17 protein-coding genes are annotated in these 19,249 nt (G+C 61.0%); 5 read left to right on the forward strand and 12 right to left on the reverse strand.

Annotated features, from left to right (window positions below; genetic code table 11):
* Positions 1-6 precede the first annotated feature (6 nt).
* The 9 genes from NXC14_RS03040 to NXC14_RS03080 form a co-directional block, all read right to left on the reverse strand.
* Positions 7-945, reverse strand: coding sequence for a dihydrodipicolinate synthase family protein (locus NXC14_RS03040; protein WP_085776907.1), 939 nt, complete (start codon positions 943-945; stop codon positions 7-9).
* A 10-nt stretch (positions 946-955) separates the two neighbouring features.
* Positions 956-1,909, reverse strand: a complete 954-nt coding sequence (locus tag NXC14_RS03045) for an oligopeptide/dipeptide ABC transporter ATP-binding protein (protein WP_085776908.1) — start codon at positions 1,907-1,909, stop codon at positions 956-958.
* Entirely contained in the window at positions 1,906-2,925 is a 1,020-nt protein-coding gene (locus NXC14_RS03050) for an ABC transporter ATP-binding protein (RefSeq protein WP_085779959.1), read from the reverse strand. Before NXC14_RS03050 ends, NXC14_RS03045 begins: the two co-directional genes overlap by 4 nt.
* Before the next feature lie 8 nt (positions 2,926-2,933).
* Entirely contained in the window at positions 2,934-3,851 is a 918-nt protein-coding gene (locus NXC14_RS03055) for a dihydrodipicolinate synthase family protein (protein WP_085776909.1), read from the reverse strand.
* 19 nt (positions 3,852-3,870) lie between these two features.
* Complete coding sequence (locus NXC14_RS03060) at positions 3,871-4,746, reverse strand: ABC transporter permease (RefSeq protein WP_085776910.1); 876 nt, start codon at positions 4,744-4,746, stop codon at positions 3,871-3,873.
* 3 nt (positions 4,747-4,749) lie between these two features.
* Positions 4,750-5,709, reverse strand: a complete 960-nt coding sequence (locus tag NXC14_RS03065) for an ABC transporter permease (RefSeq protein ID WP_085776911.1) — start codon at positions 5,707-5,709, stop codon at positions 4,750-4,752.
* A 96-nt stretch (positions 5,710-5,805) separates the two neighbouring features.
* Positions 5,806-7,392 (reverse strand): ABC transporter substrate-binding protein, encoded by a 1,587-nt coding sequence (locus tag NXC14_RS03070; RefSeq protein ID WP_085776912.1) that lies wholly within the window; start codon positions 7,390-7,392, stop codon positions 5,806-5,808.
* Positions 7,389-8,120 (reverse strand): FadR/GntR family transcriptional regulator, encoded by a 732-nt coding sequence (locus NXC14_RS03075; protein WP_085776913.1) that lies wholly within the window; start codon positions 8,118-8,120, stop codon positions 7,389-7,391. The genes NXC14_RS03070 and NXC14_RS03075 overlap by 4 nt, the downstream gene beginning before the upstream one ends.
* Before the next feature lie 198 nt (positions 8,121-8,318).
* Positions 8,319-9,326, reverse strand: a complete 1,008-nt coding sequence (locus NXC14_RS03080; RefSeq protein ID WP_085776914.1) for a LacI family DNA-binding transcriptional regulator — start codon at positions 9,324-9,326, stop codon at positions 8,319-8,321.
* Positions 9,327-9,649: 323 nt separating this feature from the next.
* On the opposite strand from NXC14_RS03080, the gene NXC14_RS03085 reads away from it, so the two are divergent.
* From NXC14_RS03085 to NXC14_RS03105, 5 genes are all read left to right on the forward strand, one after another.
* Positions 9,650-10,636: a sugar ABC transporter substrate-binding protein gene (locus NXC14_RS03085; RefSeq protein ID WP_085776915.1), complete on the forward strand. Its 987-nt coding sequence runs from the start codon at positions 9,650-9,652 to the stop codon at positions 10,634-10,636.
* Between the two features lie 154 nt (positions 10,637-10,790).
* A complete protein-coding gene (locus tag NXC14_RS03090; RefSeq protein ID WP_085779960.1) occupies positions 10,791-12,326 on the forward strand; it encodes a sugar ABC transporter ATP-binding protein in 1,536 nt (511 codons plus the stop codon).
* Positions 12,310-13,332: an ABC transporter permease gene (locus NXC14_RS03095; protein ID WP_085776916.1), complete on the forward strand. Its 1,023-nt coding sequence runs from the start codon at positions 12,310-12,312 to the stop codon at positions 13,330-13,332. The genes NXC14_RS03090 and NXC14_RS03095 overlap by 17 nt, the downstream gene beginning before the upstream one ends.
* A gap of 224 nt (positions 13,333-13,556) precedes the next feature.
* Positions 13,557-14,702 (forward strand): right-handed parallel beta-helix repeat-containing protein, encoded by a 1,146-nt coding sequence (locus tag NXC14_RS03100; protein WP_085776917.1) that lies wholly within the window; start codon positions 13,557-13,559, stop codon positions 14,700-14,702.
* Positions 14,703-14,777: 75 nt separating this feature from the next.
* On the forward strand, positions 14,778-15,581 hold the full coding sequence (locus tag NXC14_RS03105) for a Ku protein (protein ID WP_085776918.1): 804 nt from the start codon (positions 14,778-14,780) through the stop codon (positions 15,579-15,581).
* Positions 15,582-15,598: 17 nt separating this feature from the next.
* On the opposite strand, the gene ligD is transcribed toward NXC14_RS03105, so the two are convergent.
* The 3 genes from ligD to NXC14_RS03120 are packed head-to-tail and all read right to left on the reverse strand — an operon-like array spanning position 15,599 to position 19,211.
* Positions 15,599-18,109: a DNA ligase D gene (gene ligD / locus NXC14_RS03110; protein ID WP_085776919.1), complete on the reverse strand. Its 2,511-nt coding sequence runs from the start codon at positions 18,107-18,109 to the stop codon at positions 15,599-15,601.
* Between the two features lies 1 nt (position 18,110).
* Positions 18,111-18,962, reverse strand: a complete 852-nt coding sequence (locus tag NXC14_RS03115; protein ID WP_085776920.1) for a Ku protein — start codon at positions 18,960-18,962, stop codon at positions 18,111-18,113.
* Positions 18,963-18,980: 18 nt separating this feature from the next.
* A complete protein-coding gene (locus tag NXC14_RS03120; protein ID WP_077992584.1) occupies positions 18,981-19,211 on the reverse strand; it encodes a DUF2188 domain-containing protein in 231 nt (76 codons plus the stop codon).
* Positions 19,212-19,249: the final 38 nt, after the last annotated feature.

A 19,249-nucleotide genomic window follows, 5' to 3' on the forward strand; every position in this document is an offset into this window, starting at 1 on the left:
TGTCCTCTACCGAGCGAAGAGCTCGGGGATAATCACGCGCGCGCGACCGCGCAGACTTGCCGCTTCTTGCTCGTCGATAAAGCGGTAAGGCCAGCGCAGCCTTGTGGTGACCGGACCCCAGTCGCCGATCACCGCGAGCAGTTTGTCGAGCGCGGCATTGGAATAGCCACGGTCACGGCGAAACGGGACGATGTGATTGTCCATAAAGGCGCAGATGCGGCTTTCGATATCCAGCGCGGCTTCCACATCCCCATGCGTCAGCTCTGTCCACGCTTGGGCGCCGCGAGGATGAAGACAGGCAACATTGGAAAACGCCCCGACAGCAACGTCCTGCTTCATCCCGGTTGCGAGATGGTGGCCGGGAACGAACAGCGAAAATTCGGAAAGATGCGCGCGTGCCTGCGCATACCAGGCGTCGTCGCCATCGGCGATCTTCATGCCAATCACGGACGGGCAGGGGCCGCAAACCTCACTGAGTTCGGCTGGCGACAGGACCCGTTTCGCATGTGGCGGATTATAAAGGATGAGCGGGGTTCCTTCCGCCGCCTCCGACGCGCGCTTCAGGAAATCGGTGGCTTCGAGATTGGTGAGCGGCCACCAGTCGGGAAGGATCACCTGGATCGCCAATGGCTTATGAACGGTTGCGCGGCGCAACCGATCGAGCATGAGGATCGGATCGGGCTGGCAGGCGCCGATGACGAACGGCATTCCGGACGAGCGGCATCGCGACGCCAGCACGTCCTGAATTCGCTCGTACTCGGCTTCCGTCTGATTGTGGAATTCTCCCGCCGTTCCGTTCGAATAGATGCCGTCGACCCCGGCGGCGATCAGTATGTCGATTTCCTCGGCCAGCCTTTCGAAATCGATGCTGTCGTCGTCGGCGATCGGTAAGAGCAGGCTTGCCCAGTTGCCCGCGATCGGGTGGCGGCGGGTTGTGGTGGTCATCGCACGTCCTTCAGTTCAGGTCATCACGGATGCAGGCCTTGAAATGCCCGGGCTGCATTTCGCGCAGCTCCGGCACGGTCTCGCCGCAGGCGGGCAGAGCATTCGGACAGCGCGTGCGGAAGACGCAACCGCTCGGCGGATTAGCAGGGCTCGGGATATCGCCCTTCAATATCTGGCGGTCGCGTGCCGCATCGGGATCGGGCGAGGGGATCGCGGAAAGAAGCGCCCGCGTATAGGGATGCAGCGGCCTGGCGTAAAGCTCGGCACTGGGCGCGATTTCCATGATCCGGCCGAGATAGAGCACGATCACCCGGTCGCAGATATATTCAACGACGGCGAGGTCGTGGCTGATGAACAGCATGGTCAGGCCGAGACGTTGCTGCAGGTCACGCAGAAGATTGATCACCTGCGCCTGGATCGAGACGTCGAGCGCCGAGACCGGCTCGTCGGCGACGATGAATTCCGGCGCGAGCGTCAGCGCGCGGGCGATGCCGATCCGCTGCCGCTGGCCGCCGGAGAACTCGTGGGCGTACCGGTTGACGGCCTCCGGCGGAAGATCGACCTGTTCGAGTGCGGCGTGGGCGCGCTCCAATCTCTCTCTTGCCGTCCCCAGGCCCTGGATCCTCAACCCCTCGGTCAGGATTTCGCCGATCGTCATGCGTGGCGACAGGCTCGCGAACGGGTCTTGAAAAATATATTGCATCCGCGGCCGCACGCGCCGCATTGCCGATGAGGACAAGGTGGTGAGTTCGGTGCCGTCGAAGCGGACGCTGCCGGCGGAGGGCTCGACCAGGCGCAGGACCGACCGTCCGATCGTGGTCTTGCCGCTGCCGGATTCGCCGACCAGCCCGACCACCTCGCCCTTGCCGATATCGAAGGATATGTCCTGCAGGATGGTCAGCTTGGTCCCGCGGGACGTATAATGTTTCCCGAGGTCGCGGACGGAGAGAAGGGGCTCGCTCATCTGATCTCCTGCCAGCGAATACAGCGGCTCTTGTGGCGCGGATTGATGTCGGCAAGCGGCGGCACAGCCAGGCGACAATCGTCAACGGCAAATTTGCAGCGCGGCTGGAAGGCGCAGCCGGCGGGCATATTCATCAGGCTCGGCACGATGCCTGGTATGGCCGCCAGCCTTTCACCCGCCTGCTTCATCCGGCTGGCATCGCCGAGCTTCGGCATCGAGGCCAGCAGGCCGATCGTGTAAGGATGTCTCGGATTGCGAAAAACCTCGCCCACCGGCCCGGTTTCGACGATCCGCCCGGCATACATCACAGCCACCCGATGCGCGATCTCGGCGACGACGCCCAGATTATGGGTGACGAAGAGCATGGCCATGCCGCGTTCGCGCTGCAGCGTCTGCAGGAGAGCCAGAATCTGCGCCTGGATGGTGACATCGAGCGCTGTCGTCGGCTCGTCGGCGATCAGCAGCGTCGGGTCGCAGGCAAGCGCCATGGCGATCGTGGCGCGCTGGCGCATGCCGCCGGAGAGTTCGTGCGGATATTGACCGGCGCGGCGCCCGGCATCGGGAATGCCGACGCTGTCGAGAAGGGCGACGGCCGCATCCATTGCGGCCTTCCGGTCCATCCCGCGATGACTACGGATCGGCTCCGAAATCTGGTCGCCAATCGTGTAGACGGGGTTGAGGCTCGACATCGGCTCCTGAAAGACCATGCCGATATCATTGCCGCGAATGGCGCGCATGTCCGGTTCGGCGAGCGAGACGAGGTTGCTGATCGCGCCGTTCTTGCGCCTCAAATGGATGCTGCCGGCGGCGATCGCACCGATATTGCGGGTCAGAAGCCGCATGACCGAAAGGCTGGTGACCGATTTTCCCGAACCGGACTCGCCGACGAGAGCAAGCGTCTCGCCGGCAGCCACCGTCAGATCGACGCTGTTGACCGCCGTCACTTCGCCAGAGCGGATGCGGAAGACGGTCCGCAGCCCCCTGACGTCGAGAATGGTGTCGGCGGTCTGTTGCATGGCATCCATCAGGAAAGCAGGCCCGTCGCGCGAAGAATTTCGTCGATCCTTGCCGTTTCGACCTCGTTGAGAGCCGCGCGCGGACGCGGCATCAGCGCCGTGTCGATGATCCCGAGGCGCTTCATCGCCGCCTTGAAGGCGCCGATGCCGGCGGCGCCGCCGCTGACGCGGCCCGCGCCGACCGAGACGATCTCGAACAGCCGGCAGAGGCGCTCCTGCTCCTTGCGGGCCGCGACCCAGTCACCGCGCTGGGCGGCATTCCAGAGCCTGACGTAGCCATGCGGATCGACATTGGCGATGCCGGGCACGACGCCATGGGCGCCCATCTGCAGCGCCGTATCGACGACGATTTCGGAGCCGGTCATCAGGAAGACGTCCTCGTTGTCGACGAGATCGAGCAGCACGTAACGGAAATTGCCGTCGTCGCCGCTCGAATCCTTGATGCCGACGATCGTTCCCTCCTTGGCAAGCGTCACGGTGGTGTGGCGCTGCAGTTTCACATGCACGCAGACGGGAATGTCATAGGCGACCAGCGGCACGTCGACGCCATCGCGGATATAGCGGAAGTGATCGATGATCTCGGCCTGGCTGGTGACCGTGTAGAACGGCGCCGTGACGACAACCGCGTCGGCGCCGGCCGACTTCGCGGTCCTGGCATGGTTGATGACCCTGTCGGTGGTCGGATCGATGACACCGACGATCAGCGGCACGCGACCGTTGATGACTTTGGCCGAATGCTCGATGATGTCCTGCCGGGTCCTTTCGTCATGGAAGATCACCTCGCTGGTCGAGCCGAGCACGAAGAGGCCATGGCATCCGGCCTCGATCAGATTTTCGAGCACCCGCGTGTAGGACGGGTAGTCGACCGTGTAATCTTTGTTCAGCGGGGTTATGACAGGAGGAACGACACCCTTGAATTTGCTCATTTTCGCTTTCTTTCGATCGTCAGTTTAATTCGGCGCGAGGGTCGAAGGCGTCGCGAAGACCATCGCCAATGAAGTTGATTGCAAGCACGGCAAGTACCAGGAAGCCGCCGGGAAACAGCCACTGCCAGGGGTATTGTTCGAGCACGGCGGTGGAGCGGGCGGCATTCAGCATGTTGCCCCAGCTTGCCGCCGGCGGCGCAATGCCGAGCCCGAGGAAGGAAAGGCCGGCCTCGAGCAGGATGGCGTTGGCGATCTGCAGGGTCGCGAAGACGACGAGGATGTCGATCGAGTTCGGCAGTCCGTGGCGGAAGAGGAGATGCGGCAGACCCGCCCCCATGCCTCTCGCCGCCATCACAAAGTCGCGTTCACGAAGTTCGAGCAGCCGCGAGCGCACCATTCGCGCCAGCAGAGGCCAGGAGAGAAGGGAGATGACGAAGACCGTCGGCCAGATGCCGGTGCCGGCGATCGAGGCGAGCACCAGCAGGAAGATGACCGGCGGCAGCGTCATGACGAGATCGACGAAACGCATCGTGACTGCGTCCGCCCAGCGGCCGGCAAGCGCCGAGACGGCGCCGACCAGGAAGCCTATGATGGCGGAAATGACGGTCGAGGTGAGGGCCACCAGCAGCGAAATGCGACCGCCGTCCAGGACCCGGGCGAGGATGTCGCGGCCGACCCCGTCGGTGCCGAACCAGTGTGTCGGCCCCGGCGGCGCATTCATCGCGATGAGATCGATGTCGTTGGGTTTGAAGCTCCACCACAGCGGATAGGAAAGGATCGCGACGATCATCAGCGCGATGATGCCGAGGCCGAGCAAGGCAGTCCGGTTGAGCAGGAAGCGATGCAGGGAGCGTACGATCGGGCCCGGGCTGCGGGCGGGGTTTCGTGCCAGCATCGCTCAGACCACCTTGATGCGCGGATCGACCACCGCATAGGCAAGGTCGGTCAGAAGATTGACGACGATCACGCAGGCGCCGATCACCAGCGTCGAACCCATGATGACCGGGTAATCGCGGCCCTCCACGGCATCGACCATGAGCAGGCCCATGCCCGGCCAGTTGAACACGCTTTCGATGAAGATCGCGCCACCAATCGCAAGGCCGATGGTCGAGCCGATCAGCGTGATGACGGGAAGCAGCGCATTGCGCAAGGCGTGTTTGGTGATGACCCAGAATTCGAAGACGCCCTTGGCGCGCGCGGTGCGCACATAGTCCTGGTTCAGGACCTCCAGCATCGAAGCGCGCATGTAGCGCATGATCAGGGCTGTCTGCGCGGCGGCCAGCAATGTCGCGGGCAGGATGAGGTGATGGAGAAGGTCGGCGACAGAAAATTCCTGGCCGGGCGTCAGCATGCCGCCTGATGGCATCCAGTTAAAATAGACCGAAAAGAGGTAGAGGCCGACAAGAGCGCTGAGGAAGGGTGGACTGGAAATACCGGTGACTGCGAAGACTGAAAGGGACAGGTCGGCGACGGAATTGCGGCGAACCGCACCGACAATGCCGGTGGCGATGCCCGCAACGATCGCGATCGCAATCGCCGATCCCATCAGGAGCACTGTCGGGCCGACGCGCGAGAGCACGAGGCCGAGCACCGGCTGGTCTGGTCGCTTGATCGAATAGCCGAGATTTCCCGTCAGCGCCTGCCGCAGCCAGCCAAGATACTGCACCGGCAGCGGCTGATCGAGTCCGAGCGTGGCGCGCAGCTCGGCCAGATCCGACGACGACATCGGAATATTGGGATCGATATAGGCGTCGATCGGATCGCCCGGCGTGAGGCGCAGCATGGCGAAGATCAGCACGCTCAAGGCAAGCAGCATGCCCACTCCGATCAGCAGACGCCGGAGACTGTATCTCAGCATGAAATCCGTTCCCGTGCGGGCGGGCCACTGCGCCTCGAAAGATGCGTGGCGCTACCGTGACCCGGCCGCCCTTTGCTTCTCAGGATGCGTGACGCCCTATTCGGCGATCGCCCATTTCTCCGGATGCGCCTGATAAGGGCCGCCGCCGGGAGCAGGCGTCCAGACGAAGTCCTTCAGCCTGGCGGAGGCGACGCCATAGCGTTTCGCCACCCACAGCGGACCCCATGGCAGTTCCTTGTTCATCACCTTGCAGACCTCCTGGTAGCGGGCGGAGCGCTTTGCAGCATCCGTCTCGCCAAGTGCCGCGTCGAGAGCGGCCGTCAGCACAGGCATGCGCACACGCGCGACGTTGGGGCCGGCCGGCGGGATCTGCTTTTCGTTGAGGCCGACATTGATGCTGCCCGGATCCGGGCCGTTCTGCAGGCCGGCATAGACCATCTGAAATTGTGCGATGTCAGGCGTCGGGTTGAGCACGATGCTGTTATAGGTCGGGGTGTCGACGGCGCGCGGCGTGACGTTGATGCCGACCTGGGCGAGCATCGCCTGGATCGCCGCCATGACATTGGCGGCAAGCGGCGTCGTGTAATAGGTCAGAAGCGTGATCGGCTTGTTGCCGTTGATCTCATCCCAGCCGGCTTCCTTCAGCAGCTGTTTGGCCTTTTCCGGATCATAGGCATAGGTCTCGATGCCTTTCGGCACCACCTGATCGGCGACATAGGCGCAGTTTGCCGGTTCGGCGGCGCCGCCGTAAAGGCTCTGGATGATCGCATCGCGATTGATCGCATACATCACCGCCTGACGGACCCGAACATCCTTCCAGATGGGTGAGTCGTGGTTGAAACCGAGATAGTTGACGACGAAGGAGTTGCCTTCGATGACGCGGAAATCCTTATTGTCGTTGAAGGCCTTCAGATCGTTGGAATCGACATAGGTGAACTGGATCTCGCCGGCGCGCAATGCGGCGATCGCCGCTGCCGGATTGGCGAAATAGCGGTTGATGATCTTTTCGAGCGCCGGTTTGCCGCCCCGGTAGTCGGTGTTGGCGGCAAGTTCGACATATTGATCGGTGACATATTTGCTGAACTTGAACGGCCCGGTGCCGATCGGCGCCGTGGACCACCACGTATTCTTGGCGAGCTGATCGGCTGGGATCTGCGAAAGCGCGTGCTCCGGCAGCATCATCACCTTCGTCAGCGTGTCCATCAGGCTTGCGGACGGGGCCGACAACTTGATCACCAGGGTCTTGTCGTCCTTTGCCTCGACCGAGGATACGGCATTCAGCCGCGCCGCCAAGACGGAGCCGGTCTTGGCGTTCTTGGCAAGCTCGATGGTGAACTTGGCGTCCTTTGCCGTGAAAGGCTTGCCGTCGTGCCATTTCGCATCGGCGAGCATGAAGGTGTAGGTCAATTGGTCGGGACTGACCTCGTAGGACGAAGCAAGCTGGCCGACGACCTTCTCGAGCTTCTCGTCATAGGCCACTAGCGGCTCGAAATAGACGCTGAGCCATGTGAAGCCGCCCGTCGCGGCGAGCGGATTGAAATTGCCCTGGAAACCACCAGGCCCGACATCGAAGCCGCCCGACAGCGTGGCCGCCTGCGCGGGGCCGGTGAAGGCTGGGGCGACGGTCGTCGCCATCAAAGCAGTCAATGCGATGGCCGATGATAGTCTTTGCAGTCGTTTCATTGTGCTCCTCCCAGATTTGCACTTTTCTTGTTGGCTGCGATCACCCGGGAAATGCCGTCATAATGGCGGTCCAGGCGCTTCTGCGCTTCCGCGACGTCCTTCGCTTCGATGGCGTCGACGATCGCCGCGTGATCCCTCCAGGTGGCGACGGGGTCGACATTGTCGAGGTTGACGAAATCGGACGCCTTGTAGAAGGCGAGCCAGAACACATCGATCAGCCGGGCAAGCGTCTCGTTGTTCTGGCAGCGGAAGAGCAGGGTATGAAAAAGCTGGTCTTCGTCGGCGAAGGACTGCCCACGTTCCGCGTGGATCCGCATGCGCTCCACCGCGGCGCGCAATTCGGCGATATCGTCGTCGCCGATCATTTCAAGCGTCTTGCCGATCAGCCCGACTTCGAGAGTGCGGCGGATCTCGATCACTTCTTCGATCTGTCGCAACGCGCCGCCGAGGCCATAAGCGAGATTGTCGAGCAGCGGCTCGAATGAGAACGCCTTCACGAAGATGCCGACACCCCGGCGCGACTCCAGCACACCCAGCGATTCCAACGCCTTGATGCCTTCGCGCAGGGAATTGCGGCTGACGCCGAGCTGGTTTGCCAAGTCGGATTCAGCCGGAAGCAGCGTGCCCGGTTTGAGCCCGTTGTCGCTGATATAGGCGCGCAGGCTCTCCTGCACGGAGACGTGAAGAAGAGGCGCACGGGTAAGCGGCTTCATGGATTTCAGCGGCATGCCTTGTCATTTCCGTCTGCGATGAAGATGCCATAGACATATCCACTTGTAGGATATCCGTCAAATAGATTTGTCCGCTGCTGGGAGTGTCAGCGGTAGGCATGGTGGTGATCGGAGGATTGCCGCCCGTTGCGACAGGTCCGCGGCTTGTGTCCGAGTGAGTGGCGGAAAACTAAACGAACGGCCTGCCGCCGACCCTCAGTCAGGTTGCGGTGGAGCGGTCGTTTCCCCCTGCGAAAGCGCGCAGGCGAGCAAGATGGGATGTCCGATGCCGGGCGTCGGTTGCTTGTTCAAAAGAACCGCGACTGCCGCAGCAGCGATCTTTTGAATCGGCTGTTTGACGGTGGTCAGCCGCGGCGTGGTCATGCTCGCGAGCGGGATGCCGTCGAATCCGACGATGGAAAGGGCTGCGGGTATCGGTATTCCCAGATCATGTGCCGCTCTCATGCAGCCGATCGCCTGCTGATCCGAACTTGCAAAGATCGCGGTCGGCCGTTCGCTGCGGGCGCGTGCCAGCAGATAGTTTCCCGCCGATCGTCCGCTTTCATAATCGAAAGCCGCCTCGGCAATCAGCGGCGACCCTATTTGTCCGCCGTCGTCGGGCTGCCCCATGGCGTCGAGGTAACCTTTGAGGCGATCGTTGGCAGGCACGGAATGTCTGGGGCCCGAGATGAAGCCGATGCGGCGATGACCAAGCTGCAAAAGATGCTCGACGCCGAGACGTACGCCCGCGCGGTGGTCCGAGGCGATGCCGGAATATCCGGGCATGAGACGGTCGACGACGACGATCGGCAATCCCTTCGGCAGCTTGAGCCTATGGAAATCATTGCTGGGAACGAGGATGATGCCGTCGACTTTCCGGCTTGTCAGCTGCCCGATCCGGTCTGCTTCCTTGGCCGCATCGTCAAAAGACGTCATGACGATGATGTTGTAGCCATGGCTTGCCGCAGCCTGTTCGGCGGACTGCACGAGTTCCGAAAAGAAGGGATTGGTCAGATCCGGAATGACGATGCCGATGAGGCGGCTGACCTTGCTGCGCATGCTTCGCGCCGACGGGTCGGGCATATAGCCGAGCTCGTCGATGATGCGTCTGACGCGTGCCCTCAGCTCATCGGTCACGGCGGGGTGGTCATTCAGGACTCGCGAGACGGTCCCGGTGGAAACGCCGGCAAATTTGGCAACGTCTCGAATTCCGACCTTTGGCATAATGGAAGAACATGTCCTTCATTTCAGTCTCGGGGACGTGGAGGCACCCGATCGGGCTTCAGCTAATGGTCTCCATCGCCTTCGTCAAAGGGCCGCAGTCAATTTGACGGCGTCTGCATAACACGAGAAACGCCGGCATTCAATGGAAACGGTTCATCGTTGATTCTTGAGAAGGTCAGGATTGCTGCCGCCTCCGCCCGGTTCTGTCCATTTTCGCCGCCTTGACAATCTTGCGGGCCGTTGTTACCCAAGTGGCGTTGGAAACGGTTCATCAGCGAAGGCACTCAGGTGAGGATAGGCCCGGAACCGTTCGGAGGAGAGAAATGTCCCAATATACGAAGCGTGATTCCGTCCTGATGCGTGCGCCGCGCCGTGCGGCATTGAAGCTTGGACTTGCCGGCACCTTGGTGCTCGCACTGTCTTGCGGCGTGTCGCCCGCTTTTGCAGCCGGCAAGCCGAAGGTCGGCCTGATCATGAAGTCTCTGTCCAATGAGTTCTTCAAGCAGATGAAGGCCGGTGCCGACAAGTATGCGGCCGAGAGCAAGGACAAGTTCGACTTCAAGGCTGTCGGCATGAAGGACGAGCGCGATTTTGCCGCCCAGGTCGATGCCGTCGAAAACTTCGTGACGCAGAAATACGACATCATTGTCGTCGCCCCGGCCGATTCGAAGGCGATGGCCACGCCGCTTGCAAAGGCCGTGAAATCAGGGGTCAAGGTCATCAATATCGACGTGCCGCTCGATGCCGATGCCAAGAAGGCAGCCGGCATCGACCTGGCTTTCTTCGGCCCCGACAACCGCGAAGGCGCCAAGCTCGCCGGCGATGCTCTGGCCAAGGATCTGGGGGCGGGCGCGAAGGTCGTCATTCTCGAGGGCAATCCTGAGGCGGATAATGCCAAGGAACGCAAGGAAGGCTTCATGGACTCCGTCAAGTCGGGCAAGCTCGAGCTTCTCGACAGCAAGACCGCCCATTGGGAGACGGAAGAAGCCAACACCGTCATGACGAATTTCCTGACGAAGTATAAGGATATTCAGGGTGTCATGGCGGCCAACGACTCCATGGCGCTTGGCGTCGTCAAGGCCCTTGATGCAACCGGCCAGGCCGGCAAGATCAAGGTCGTCGGCTTCGACAACATCCCGCCGGTGCAGCCGCTGATCAAGGACGGCAAGATGCTTGCCACCGTCGAGCAATATGGCGCGCAGATGGCGGTCATGGGCATCGACTACGGTATGCGTGAACTTGCCGGCGAAAAATTCACCGGCTGGGTCAAGACCGACATCAAGCTCGTTACGTCAGGCGACCTTAAATAATCGACATCGCCGACTGGTTTAAGCGAAAGGAAGCGCCGGCTGCCGCCGGCGCTGACCGCTGCCACTCGACTGCATGGTGATCACTCCGACGGGGCTCGTTGCGGGCTTGCGGAGTGCGCATGTGTGGGTGATGGCCAAGGAACTCAAACGGATCATGCACGAGGTGGACGTGTCGGACGCAGCAGATGACCACATCCTGAAGCTGGAGGGGATCGGCAAGCGCTTCCCGGGCGTCGTCGCGCTCAGGAATGTTTCCATGCGGATTGGCCGCGGCAAGGGCCACGTCCTGCTCGGCGAGAATGGCGCAGGCAAGTCGACCCTGATCAACCTGCTGGGCGGTGTGTTCAGGCCGGACGATGGCCACATTTCGTTCGACGGCAAGCCCTATCATCCTGCCTCGCCGCTGGAGGCCTTCAAGGCCGGCATCCGCGTCATCCACCAGGAACTCCACCCCCTTTCCAATCTCAGCGTCGCTGAAAATCTGCTCTTCGAGCATCTGCCGCGTCGATACGGGCTGGTGGATTACAAGCAAATGAACCGTCGGGCGGCCGAACTGCTGGCGGAAGTCGGTCTCGATGTGGCGCCGACGACGCTCGCCAGTCGCCTCAGCGTCGCGCAGTTGCAACTGCTCGAGATCGCCAAGGCGCTCTGCTATGAAAGCAAGCTGCTCGTTCTCGACGAGCCGACGGCAACCTTGACGTCCAAGGAAGTCGATCGGCTATTCGAAATTCTGAAGCGGCTGAAGGCGCGCGGTGTGACGACGCTCTATATATCGCACAGGCTCGAGGAGATTTTCGAAGTCGGAGATGACGTCACGGTGCTGCGCGATGGCCAGCATGTGATCACGCGTCCCCTGTCCGGATTGGCCATCCCCGACATCGTTGAGCTGATGGTCGGGCGAACGCTCTCGGATCATGGCGTCTTTCGCAGTGACAGCTCGGTGTTCGGCGAGGCGCTCGGTGTCTCCGGTCTGAAAGTGACACGAAACAGCCCGGAATTGTCGTTTTCGGTGGCCAAGGGCGAAATCGTCGGCATTGCCGGCCTTGTCGGCAGCGGCCGGACGGAGGCGGTCCGCGCCATATTCGGCGCTGACGTCAAAGCCGGCGGCGAGATCCGCATCGACGGAGAGCCGGTTGCGATCAATGCGCCGAAAGATGCGGTTGCCGCCGGCCTGTGCCTGGCGACGGAAGACCGCAAGCTGCAGGGCCTGATGCTCGACATGAGCTGCGCGGAAAACACCACGGTCACCGACCTCGGCAAGATCTCCCGCAAGGGGCTGATCAGCCGCAGGATGGAGAACGAAAACGCGCAGCGTCTTGTGCGGGAGCTACGCATCAAAACGCCATCCGTCCATCAACTGGTCAGAACGTTTTCGGGCGGCAACCAGCAGAAGGTGGTCATTGCCAAATGGCTGTTCCGCGGTCCCAAGGTGCTGATTTTCGATGAGCCGACCCGCGGCATCGATGTCGGCGCCAAGGCTGAAATCTACGAGCTTCTCTGGAAGTTTGCCGCTGAAGGAAAGGGTGTTCTGGTCGTATCCTCGGATCTGCCGGAACTCATCGGCATCTGCCATCGCATCATCGTCCTGTCGGACGGCAAGATCGCCGGCGAAATCGCGCGGGATCAATTCGAAGAGAGTAGGATCCTCTCACTTGCTTACAAGGAGTACAGTCGTGTCCGGCAACATTGAAACCAAGATCGAAGCGAAAGTGACAGGCTTCTGGGACAAGCTGATCCGGATCTCGATGAAAGAGGCAGGCGTTGCCATCGCCCTCGTCCTGATCGTCATCTTCTTCTCGGCGACGGCGCCCTATTTCGCGACGCCGGAGAATTTCCTGAAAATCTTCGTTCAGATTGCCATCAACACCGTGCTTGCTTCGGGCATGACCTTTGTCATCCTGGTCGGCGGCATCGACCTTTCGGTGGGCTCGCTGCTGGCCCTTTGCACGGTCATCGGCGCGACGATCATGATCGACCCCAGGTTCTCCCCCTGGCAGGCGATCGTGCTCGCTTCGCTCGCCTCGATGGGTACCGGCGCGCTCCTTGGCGCCATCAACGGCTGGGTCTGCGAAAAGTGGAAGCTGCCGTCCTTCATCGTCACGCTCGGCATGCTGAATGTCGCCAGCGGCCTGGCACGCGTCGTCAGCGACAACTCCACCATCACCGGCCTGCCGCAACCATTCGTCGATTTCGGAAATCTGATTTTCTGGGGCATCTTCCCGTCGATCTTTCTGATTGCGATCGTCGTCGTCCTCGTCGGCTGGTTCGTGCTGCGTTACACCGTGTTCGGACGTTTCGTCTTCGCAATCGGCACCAATGAAGAAGCTGTGCGGCTGTCGGGGCACGAGCCGAAACGATATAAGATCGCGGTGTTCACGATCTCGGGCCTGACCGCCGGCATCGCCGCCATGGTCTATCTGCTCCGCCTCAATGTCGGCAGTCCGGTTGCAGGCATCGGCTATGAATTGAACGCGATCGCTGCGGTCATCATCGGCGGAACCAGCCTCTCCGGCGGCAAGGGCTCGATTGTCGGAACGCTGGTCGGTGCCTGCATTCTGCAGGTGCTGTCGACGGGATTGCAACTGCTGGGCGCCGACGACAACATCAAGCCGATCGTCATCGGCGCCGTCATCGTGCTTGCCGTTATCCTGGACAGCTATCGCGGCCGGTTGATGCGGATACTGGAAACGCGGTGACCGATCGCTAGGCGTGAGCCTCTGAGGTCTCATGGCGGCGTGCGAAGTCGAGGCAGGCCGTCAAACTCCTGCCACATGCTCCTTCATTAATTCGACGCGGCTGCGTATGTCTTAGATCGCAATTGATTTAAGCATAATGCTGCAGCAGCTCAAAGCCTAGCCGCACCCTTGGCGCATCTGAGAAGATGCGCCAAGGGTGCGGTAACCGCGTCGATGGAGATCCGATGCCCGCAATCCTGCGAAAGAAAGTTCACGGCGTATCCACGCGGGCTGAGGTCATCGACGGTGCAGAGGATATCGGCCTCGCCTATCAAGTGTTTTCCGATACGGTGGTCGAAGACGTCGTCGTCAAGAACTCACCTCGTGGCTTCAAGTTTCACAACGGCAGCAACCTCGTCGTCAGGCGCTGCGAAACCGAGAATGTCAAGGGCGACGGCATCTATCTGACGAAGACGAAGAACGTTCTTCTGGAAAACAACCGCATGGGGGCGGCGCCGGGCGAGGGCGCGGACTGCTGCCAGTTCGCCTATCAGAACAGCGACGACAATATCAGTTCAGATGTCGTGATCCGCGGCAACCTCTTCCTGCAGTCGCCGACGAGCACCTCGAACAAGGGCGCGCTGGTCTGCGACAAAACCCGGAAATATCTCGTCGAGTACAATTTCATCGGCGGCAAGAACTTCTCCTTTTCATCGATCGGCGACGATGCCGTGGTGCGCAGCAACATCATGCGCGACGGAAGGATGAACGACTATTCCTTCGGCTACGGCATCGGCGACAAGGCTGATCATGCCGGCCATCACGTCTATGACAATTGGATCGAGAACAACAATCGCGGCATTAGTCTGAGCGGCTTTTCCGACCAGGAGTTGGCCTTTCGCAAGGATATCGACATCCATGATAACGTCATCAACGGATGCGACATTGCCTTCTTCGCCAATCGTTCGTGGTCGGGGAGCCTCCGGCGCAACATATTCATGCGATGCGGGCAGGACATGGTTCTGTCGGGAAAGGGCAAAGCAGCCGCCGGAGAGATTGGCGGCAATTACCACAATGACGGCAGTTTCTTGAACCTTGTGGCGCCGCCGCTGCGTTTCAACTCCGACGGCAAGGCCTCCGTCGCCTCGGGGGAATGGACATCCGAGCCCGATGAGATCGTCATCCAGTGGCGTGACAAGGGACTGGATATCCCAGGCGCTAATCGGCCATCCATCACCGTCGAGCCCGGCATGGAATTGTCTTGCGTGCTGTTGGCCCGCAAGGGCCGCAACTGGATGCTGGCAATTGCCGAGACCGCCTATGACGCGTTCACGCCGCGCGCATGGGAGGAAAAGAAGCTGCCGTGGCAGAAGCGGTATCTCTCGATCTGAGCCAAGTGCGGGCCCGGAACCAAAGCGCGGTTTGTGCCGTTGATTGCCATGTCCCTTCGTGTGCGAGAGGGAAGTATGGCACGCCAGACATTCTGGAAAGGGTATCTCAAGCTCTCGCTCGTCACCGCCTCGGTCTCGCTGACGCCGGCGACAACCGAAAGCAACAAGGTGCGTTTTCACGTCCTCAATCGCGAGACAAAAAACCGTGTCGAAAGCCGTTATGTCGACAGCGTTACCCATAAACCGGTGGCTGACCGGGACCAGGTGAAGGGTTACCCGCGCGGCGAGGACGACTATATCATTCTTGAGGACGAGGAGATCGAGGAAGTCGGGCTCGAAAGCACTCGGACCATCGATATCGAGAGTTTCGTCCCGCGCGGCTCGATCGATTGGATCTGGTACGACAAGCCGCATTTTCTGGCGCCGGAGGACAAGGTCGGCGTGGAAGCCTTCTGCGTCATTCGCGAAGCGATGAAGGCAAACGACGTCGTCGGCATTGCCCGCCTGGTTCTCTATCGCCGCGAGCGTGCCGTGCTCCTGGAGCCGCAAGGCAAGGGCATCGTGCTCTGGACCCTGCGTTACGGCGATGAGGTGCGCAAACCCTCGACCGAAATCGACGACAAGGCGGACATCGACAGCAAGCTGCTGACGCTGATGAAGCGGCTGGTGAAGGAAGAGACGAAGGATTGGAGCCCGACCATGGTGCAGGACCCGATCCAGAAGCAGCTGAAATCGATGATCCGCGGCAAACAGAAGAGCCTGAAGAAGGCGGCGGCCGCCAAGAAAACCGCACCGGTGAAGTCGACCGGCAACGTCATCAACATCATGGATGCGCTGAAGAAGAGCCTGACGGCGGAAGGCGGGCGGAAGTCGCGTTAGAGCTGGGAGGGTTCCATTTAACGCTTCTTCTTTTCCAACGGTTTCGCGGCGGCGAAAAATCCGTCCCAGGGATCTTGCGGCAAAGCGTCGAGCCGGGTCGGCGTATTATCAACTGTGAAATAGGCCGGCCCGACGTCGGCCGTGAGTTCGCTCCATTCCAGCGGCATCGAGACTGCGGCGCCCGGCCGTGCCCGCGTCGAATAGGGCGCGACCGCCGTATTGCCGCGACCGTTGCGGAGATAGTCGATGAAGATCTTCCCCTTTCGCTTGGCCTTCGTCGCCGTCGCCAGATAGCGGTCGGGATCGTCGGCGGACATGCTGTCGGCAAGCCACTTGGCGAACCCCTTCACCTCGGCCCAGCCGGCCTTCGGCATGAGCGGGGTCACCACATGCAGCCCCTTGCCGCCCGAGGTCTTGACGAAGGCGGCGAGGCCTTCGGCCTCCAGCCGCTCCTTCAATTGGTAAGCAGCCGCGATCACATCTGCCCACGCCACCTCGTCATCGGGATCGAGGTCCATGGTGATCATATCGGGCTTTTCCCAATTGCCGGTCGTTGTGCCCCAGGGGTGGATTTCAAGCGTGGCCGATTGCACCAGCGCCACGATGCCGTCGAAATCGGTAATTCTGAGCAGCTTCTCCCCCTGCTTGTCCTTAGGGTCGGTAATCTCCTGGATATGCGGGTTCATGCCCTTCCAGGCGTGCTTCTGGAAAAACCGCTGTCTGCCGTTGATCCCGTCCGGCAGGCGCAGGAGCGCCAGCGGTCGGTTGACGACGTAAGGCGCCATGAGGCGCCAGACCTGGGCGTAGTAATTCGCCAGCCCCTCCTTGGTAACACCCTCGTCCGGCCAGTAGATGCGGTCGGGATGGGTGAGTGTCACAGCCGATTTCGGCAGGGCAGGGGCCATGGTCTTTTCCGTCTCACGCGTCACGTCCTTTGCAGGCTTGTCTTCCCGCAAGCCGCGGAAAGCCGCATGGCGCAGATTGCCATCGGCCGACCAGGCGCGGAACTCAACCTCGCCGACCAGCTGCGGTTTGACATAGATCAGCCCGCGCCGCTCCTCTGATGTCAGCTTGTCGTCGAATGAATTCTCGTTCTGCGTCAGACGCGACAGTTTCTCATAGAGCATCTGCGCAGTTGCCGCTGTATATCCGGTGCCGACGCGCCCGACATATTTGAGTTCGCCGTCCTGGTAATAGCCCATCGCCAGCGAGCCGATCGCATTCTTCATCGAGGTCGACGGCACGTAGCCGCCGATGACGAACTCCTGCCGGTGCGAACATTTCGATTTGATCCAATCGCCTTTGCGTCCCGAGTTGTATTTGCTGCCGCGCAGTTTGGAAATCACTCCTTCGAGGCTGAGCCGGCAGGCATGGTCGAGCACCAGGCCGCCGCTTTCGTTGAAATGCCCGCTGTAGCGCAGCTTATCATTATCACCGGGCAGCACGCTTTTGAGCAGCTGCTTGCGATCGGTGAGCGCTGCATTCAGCAGATTATATCCGTCGAGGTGAAGAAGATCGAAGGCATAGAAGGCGAAGCGATCATCGCGGCCTTCACTCAGATCGTGCTGAAGTGCCGAGAAGTCCGAGGCGCCGCTATCGCGCTCAACGACGATTTCGCCGTCGATCACCGCCGATTTCACGGGCAGGGCGGCAAAGGCCGCGACTACCTGCTTGCCGAATTTGTCCGTCCAGTCGAGGCCGCTGCGGGTCAACATCTTGACCTCGCCGTTCTCGACCCTGACCTGCAGACGGTAGCCGTCGAACTTTATTTCGTGGATCCAGCGATCGCCAGCCGGGGGCTTCGGTTTCAATTTGGCAAGCGCCGGCTCGATGAAATCGGGCATTGCGCCCTTGCGCGCACCCTTCGGCCACTCGCGTTCTCGCGGTGCTGGGGATTTGTCGTTCGACGCCGCTTTCTTGGCGGCGGCCGGCCTGCCGTCTTTCGACTTGGACTTCCAAGTCGCGTCCGGATTTTCCGCCACCTCTTCGAGTTGGCGGCCGGTCTTTGCCGATTCCGGCCGCTCCTCGAGAATATCGCCGTCGTGGCGCGCCTCGGCGTCATCTCCCTTGATCAACAGCCAGTTCTCCCGCTTTTCCCCGGGGCGCCCATGCATGCGCACGAGGTGCCAGCGACCCTTCAGCTTCTCGCCGTCGAGCTCGAATTCCATATGGCCCTCGCGATAGTCCTTCTGCGCATCGCCGAGCGGCGTCCACGTGCCGCGATCCCAGACGATGACAGTGCCGCCGCCATATTGTCCCTTTGGAATGATGCCTTCGAAATCGCCGTAGGACAGCGGGTGGTCTTCAACGTGTACGGCAAGACGCTTGTCCTCCGGGTTGAGACTCGGGCCTTTGGTGACAGCCCAGCTCTTCAGCACTCCATCCATCTCCAGCCTGAAGTCGTAGTGCAGCCTCGTTGCGTCATGCTTCTGAATGACGAAACTGTTGCCGCTCGCGCGGCCTTTGAGGCCGCGCGGCTCCGGAGTGAGTTTGAAATTGCGCTTCGCCTGATAGGTCTCGAGGGCCATCTCAGCCTGCCTTCTTCCTTTGGCTGTCGCCGCGCCCCGGAGCCTTCTTTTTTGCCGGAGCCTTCTGCGCCGCCTTGCCGCTCCGCTTGGCGCTTTGGCGCAGCGCCTCCATGAGGTCGACGACCTTGCCTTCGGGCGCCGGTTTCTTCTTGGGTGGCGCCCGGCCTTCGATCTTCGCCTTCACCAGTTCGACGAGTGCCTCTTCGTAGCGGTCCTCATAGGCGCTCGGGTCGAAGCTGCCACGCCTGGTTTCGATGATGTGACCGGCGAGTTCGAGCATTTCCTTGTCGAACTTGATGTCGGGAATGTCTTTGAAGACCGTGTCAGCCGAGCGCACCTCATAGTCGAAGTTCAGCGTGGTGGCGATGATGTGGCCATCATGAGGCCGGATCAGCAACGTTCGATTCCGCCGGAAAAGCACGGCTTCGGCGAGCGCCGCGACCTTGCTGTCGCGCATACTGCGGACGATCAGCGACAGCGCTTCTTCATCATGTTCGCCGACGGGCGCGAGGTAATAGGGACGATCGAAATAGAGCTTGTCGATATCGTCATAGGCAATGAAAGCCTTGACGTTGAGCACCTTGTCGCTTTCCGGCATGATCTCTGCGATCTCGTCGCCTTCTATGACGACATAGTCGCCATTCTCCATCTGGTAGCCCTTCACCTGATCGTCCCGCTCGACCGGTTTGCCGGACTCGCTGTCGACGAATTGCCGTTCCACCCGGTGGCCGGTCCTGCGGTTGATGATGTTGAAGGAAACGCGGTCGGAGGAGGAGATGGCGGTATAGAGCCCTACAGCGCAAGCAAGGTCGCCCACCTTCAGATGACCTTTCCAGCTTGCCCGCGCGGTCATGCCATCCTCCGCTGAAAATCACAGACGACCGTTGCTCTTGTCGGTTTCGAGCTCCTGGAACGCCCATCCGCCATCGGGCGAGGGATATGCAAGCAACGCGTCGCCGTCGCCGATTTTCTGACGTGACGCAGCATCCTTGGCGTGGACAATTGCTTCCTCGGCGGTCGCATAGGTTTCCGACAGCGTGTCGCCGAGCTTGTAAGCCCAGCCATTGTCATGCGGCACGACCTGATAGGTGATGTCAGCCATTTCGGATCTCCTCTTTTCAGTTCGATAGTGACATGATG

The sequence above is a fragment of the Rhizobium sp. NXC14 genome (assembly GCF_002117485.1).
In the GTDB taxonomy this organism is placed as follows: domain Bacteria; phylum Pseudomonadota; class Alphaproteobacteria; order Rhizobiales; family Rhizobiaceae; genus Rhizobium.